Source organism: Aeromicrobium sp. (genome assembly GCF_014378035.1).
In the GTDB taxonomy this organism is placed as follows: domain Bacteria; phylum Actinomycetota; class Actinomycetes; order Propionibacteriales; family Nocardioidaceae; genus Aeromicrobium.
The window spans coordinates 1-5,277 of the sequence record NZ_JACMOM010000140.1; the positions used below are offsets into that span (position 1 = coordinate 1).

Here is a 5,277-nt window from a genome sequence, read left to right on the forward strand (position 1 = left end):
CACCGCGAGTCGGGCAGCTTGCGATCGAGGCCGTGAGCGGGCTGGAGAGCCGCATGATCCGCTACCTCCAGGCCGACGGGCTCCTAGCCGGGCTGAAACGACGTCTCGCAGGATTCGGTATCTGGAGTCGAAATTCTTTCGCATCCAGACTTCTTCGCCCACACGTGGTCGGGGTCAAGGCGGTCAATGTCAGCCACTGTGAAGGAGCTGCTTTGACTCGGCGTCTTTGACCGATCGCTCAACAATTCGGAACACGTCGCGATCACCGCGTACGAGCGCTGCACGGCCCGTGGATGCCGAGCAGCTTGGTGCGGTCGAGCGGCTCCCTGAAGTAATGCACGACCTCGGTGTCGGCGCCGGCCGCAGACGCCTCAATGTCGCGAGGATACGACTAACCAGAAACGGTCACGAGCTGCGACCGCATCCGATAGGATCCTGTGGCTGCATGGCATCTGGGTTGCCGTGAGTTTAGTGTTCGGATCGGGGAGCCCGCGGCATGTCGCGTTTGTGGAATCGCTCAGTGGTGGTTGCCCTCAGCCTCATGGTGCTTGTCGGTATGGCCATCGTGGCCCCGGCCGGTGCAGACGAGATGGTCATGACCCAAGGTGTGCCGCTCCCGAAGCGGGAGGGTTCCCCATTCATAGCGAGCGGCCTGTCGTCGGCGTCGGCGCAATTCGTCGCTGTGGACGACTACCAAACTGAAGAAGGCGACGCCGCGCGACTCGCGATCCATCGGATCAGCGATGGAGTTCTCGTTCGCACCATTGCGAACCCGTCGCCCGGCGGTACGACTCAGCCGCGGCTGGACGGACAGAGCATCATCCAGCTGTCCGAAAGTACCTACCAGGGTGGGATTGACACCTTAACGACGACAGATGTCGACAGCGGCAGTGCAGCAATCCTTTCCTTTGACGCCGGCGGCAACGTCGTGGGCTACGGCCCCGGCTGGGTGCTGACTTGCGTCGCGGAGGGTTCCACTGACAATTGTCCCCTTCGCCTGCGCACCGCTGCAGGGGTCAACACCCTTGTGGGTGTTGTGGTCAACTACTCGAAGAAGATCTCGACAGCGGACGGCGACGAGACGAGAGCAGTTGTGTCGACCCCTTCGGGCGACCAATGGGCGATCAACACGATCACCGGGTCAGCGCATCAGTTGGCGTACCCCGAGGCACGGACGGTTGCGGGTGGGCGTGCTTTCTGGGCAACGGACGAATTCGTCGATGGAGAACATCGAAATCGCCTCCACTGGAGGAACCTCGACGGCACCGATGACGGATCAGTTCTAGTCAATGCGCCAAGCTACGAGTACGACTTCCGGGCTTTCGGGGATCGCGTCGCCCTGCTCCGTGTGCCCGAAGACGGGGACTTCGGCCACCAGGAGCTTCGGCCAGTCAACCTGACGACCGGGGTGCTGGAGCCGCGCGTCGCCCACTCGATCACGGGCCTGCGCTCGCTCGCGGATGGCAAGGTGGTGTTGGCACTCAGTGACACGTCCAGCGGCAGAATCGCCGTGGTGGGCGACGACGACCAGCCGCCCCGGACGGTGTTCACCCGGCAGCCGATCGACTGGAAGGTCGACAAGCTAAAGCTGAGCGGCGGTCAGCTCATGTCGACGTGGCAGGAGGCCCGAGACGCAGATCAGGAGCTTTACTTCACGACGGCACAGTCACCGCAGCCTTGGTCGACAACGGGGCCGCTCGGGATCACCGGAACGGTCGATCACAAGGCCGTCGACAAGGCTCAGTACTCCGGCGGCGTTGTCCTCACCGATGCCTCAGGATCCGGTTCGTCGGACGATCGCACGTACAAACTTGCTTGGCCCGGCGGCACTCGGACCCTAAAGAGCGCCTTCGGCGCCCCCGCGCTGGGCAACGGTGGAACCTTAATCGGACGTAATGTCGACGCGGGCGGCTGGGTCAAGAGCATCGAGGTTCAGAGCACCGAGAGCGCTGAGGTGAAGGCCAGTCTTCCTGGCAACCGGGCCTTCGCACTCGACCGCACCTGGATCTGGAGCTTCTCCGCGGACGGCACAATTCTCAACGGCATGGACACTGCGTCATCGGCGATTCGGCAACACGCGTTCCCTCAGGCCTGCAGCGGGCGACGGCTCCAGGTGGTAGACACATCGGCCCTAGTGACCTGTGACGACACCGCCGCGTTCGTGCTGGATTTGACCACGACGTCGGGATCCTGGGCGGTGCCACTGGTTTCCGGCGACTTGGCCGTCAGACTCGGGGGCGGCTATGTGACCTGGGTCCACTATGTGTCCTCAGGCGACAGGAGCGTGCCTGTTGTCAAGGTCGCCAGCCTCCTACCGGGCCATGAGACGAGGACGTACGGTCCAGCACGCGGCCTCTCGCTCCAGCCCGGCCCGACCTTGGCTCCGGACGACGCCGGTCTCCCGACGATGGCGTACGTCGACTCGCGCCACCAAGCGAGGCTGCTAGATCTGTCTTGGACCGGATCCGTCGCGCCGCAAGTCGCTTTGGCCAGAGTCTCACCCGCAGTCTCCGCCAAGCCCAACGCCAACGCAACGTTCACCTTCGCAGGCGGCGACAACGAGTCCCAGGTGACTTACTCGGTGGCTTACCGCACCCACGGTCCGTCCGGCTTCAGCGCCTGGGTCGAGCCGGACGCGTGGAGCAAGCTTGCGGGACCGAGTGTGACCCGAAAAGTAGCGTCCGGCACGACGGTATGTTTCCGTGTGCGAGCCCAGGACGACTTCGGCCGTTCGAGCGCGTGGTCGGCATCCAACTGCTCCACTTCCCCGCTCGACGATCGCAGACTTTCCGCATACGGGACTGTGACTCGCGATTCCAGCGCGTCGGCAATGGAATCGACTTTGAGCGTCATGCGCAAGAAGGGCGCTTCACTCGTGCGGCGCGGCCAGCGGTTTCACGGTGTGTACGTCTACGCCTGGCGAGGTCCGAATGAGGGAAGTGTCAAGGTCTACGCCAACACGACTTACCTCGGGACAATCAGCCTCAAGAGCAGCCGATCCGGTTATGTACGCGTCTTGGTGAAATCGTCGACCGCGCGCTATGCCGACGTACGCCTGGTGTCGTCGTCGATCTACCGGGCTCGTATCGACGGCATCGCGTTGATGCCCTAGGTCGCTAGCAACGACCGGAACGCCGACGGCGCCGATCTCGTCTGACACCTCATAGACGGCGTACGAAACTCCCTTGTACTCCAACGTCGTCGGGCAGGCCGCAGCGTGCGAGTTCGGCTGCCACAGGTAGGCAACCGCGCCGACCACCATGGCCCCAAGACAATCACGACACGACCCATACCCCCGACCGATAGGTCCAGCAACCGTGCGTATCCCCCCGTTGCGATGAAACTCCACCCTCTTCGAGGTGCGTCTTTTCACCGCCAATGACGTGACCTGAGACGCCGTTTGATTAGTTTGGTGTTTCGTCGTTGCGCGAGCGCCCGAACAGCAGTTTCGTTCATCGCGACTGCAAAACGCATCGAGGCACAACCGCGTAGCAAGATCTCGTAAAGCATGGTGCAGGGTGGCGATGGCGCTATAAACCCGGTTGTTCATGCCTGCTGGTCGCACTGAAGCGCACCGGCAGATCACATCGAGATCACGCCCAATTCCGTCTTGCCGACAGTTCCAGCGACGTCCATCGTGTACTCGTCGTTTCCACTCGTTCCCTTCATTCGGCACGCATCCCTCTTTGCCAGGTTGGTTGTGAGTCAGTTCGCGATCGGTGAAGGAGCAGGGTGATGGCGGCGAGTGTGGGGTTCACGGCGGTGGAGATTCGGGAGTTTGTGCACGAGTATCACGTTCAGCCTCATGGGGCGAAGAAGGCTTGGTTGGCTGAGCAGGGCGTGTCGTATGACCGGTTACGGAAATGGCGGATGTTCGTTTTCGAGGGTGATCTGGACCGGCATCTGATCCCGCGAGAAGGTGGGTCTATGACTGTTCCACCGGGCAAGCGAACGGCGTTGGAGAAACAACGGGCGGCTGAGCGTGCGGCGCATGAGGCTGAGGTTAAGGCGTTGAACGCACGGATCCGTGAGCTTGAGGGCACCAATGATTCGCTGGGAAAAGCTATCGGGCTCTTGCACGCGATGAGCGAGCAAGAGCCCGACAAGACCCTGCCGACCAGCGAGCCGTCCGATTCTTGATTGCCGAGGACCAGCTCATCACTGAGCTGACCGACCGGCTGGGTTCACAACGTCGAGCACTGGAGCTGGCCGGGGTGTCGCGGTCGACGTGGCACTACCGGACGAACCCGCGCCCGGCGGTGGCCGATCCAGTGACGCACAAGGATCGGGCTTACCGGTCCCGGATTTCGGTTGCTGACCGTGGCGTGGTCCAGCAGCGGATCGCTGCGGCCTGGGCCGCCGGCAACTCGGTCGATCACGCCTTCGCGACCGCCTGGGACGGCGGGGTGATGCTCGCATCACGGCGGTCATGGTGGCGGATCGCCGCCGACATGCCCGACCAGTCGGGGCGCCCGGTCGCCCCAACTCGTCGCGGGACCACCACACCACGCGAGATGCCGGTGCTGGAAGCGTCCGGGCCGGGGCAGGTGTGGTCGTGGGACATCACCGATCTGCGGTCGCCGTGGCGGGGCAAGGCGTTCAAGGCCTACTCGATCATCGACATCTACTCCCGCAAGATCGTGGGCTTCAGGGTCGAGGAACGCGAAGCTGACCATCTGGCCGTCGATCTGTTCGAGGGGACCTTCGATGAACACGGGATCCCGAACGTCGTGCACGCCGATTCCGGGCCCGCGATGCGCTCAAACCTGCTCAAAGACTTCCTTGCCGATCGCGGTGTTGAGCGTACTCACAGCCGGCCCAGGGTCTCCAACGACAACCCGTACTCCGAATCAGAGTTCCGCACCATGAAGTACCGGCCGAACTATCCCGGCACCTTTGACGACCTCGACGCAGCCAGAGCCCACATGGCGTCCTACGTGCCTTGGTACAACGCTGAGCACAAGCATTCAGGCATCGCGCTGTTCTCACCTGACGAGGTCCACAACGGCACCTGGCGCGACTGTTGGACCAAACGTGACCAGACCCAGCAGACCTACTACGCCGCCCACCCCGAACGCTTCCACCACCGACCATCGACGCCAGCACCAGCCGGGATCGTCGGGATCAACCTCCCCAAAGACGTCGCCGAACGCCTCCAAGCAGCTTGACAACGCCCGATGCGTGCCGAATGAAGGGAACGAGTGGAAACGACGAGTACACGATGGACGTCGCTGGAACTGTCGGCAAGACGGAATTGGGCGTGATCTCGATGTGATC

4 protein-coding genes are annotated in these 5,277 nt (G+C 62.9%); all 4 read left to right on the forward strand.

The window, feature by feature from the left end:
• A partial coding sequence (locus H7290_RS07290; RefSeq protein WP_290513361.1) for a hypothetical protein occupies positions 1-230 on the forward strand: 230 nt, incomplete at its 5' end.
• Positions 231-520: 290 nt separating this feature from the next.
• Positions 521-3,112: a hypothetical protein gene (locus H7290_RS07295; protein WP_290513362.1), complete on the forward strand. Its 2,592-nt coding sequence runs from the start codon at positions 521-523 to the stop codon at positions 3,110-3,112.
• Between the two features lie 623 nt (positions 3,113-3,735).
• Entirely contained in the window at positions 3,736-4,140 is a 405-nt protein-coding gene (locus H7290_RS07300) for a hypothetical protein (RefSeq protein WP_290513363.1), read from the forward strand.
• Positions 4,137-5,168 (forward strand): DDE-type integrase/transposase/recombinase, encoded by a 1,032-nt coding sequence (locus H7290_RS07305; protein WP_290513364.1) that lies wholly within the window; start codon positions 4,137-4,139, stop codon positions 5,166-5,168. The genes H7290_RS07300 and H7290_RS07305 overlap by 4 nt, the downstream gene beginning before the upstream one ends.
• Positions 5,169-5,277 lie beyond the last annotated feature (109 nt).

Bases quoted from the DNA above. Each gene is read 5' to 3' on its own strand.
- H7290_RS07300 (WP_290513363.1), top strand. From the start codon at position 3,736: ATGGCGGCGAGTGTGGGGTTCACGGCGGTGGAGATTCGGGAGTTTGTG.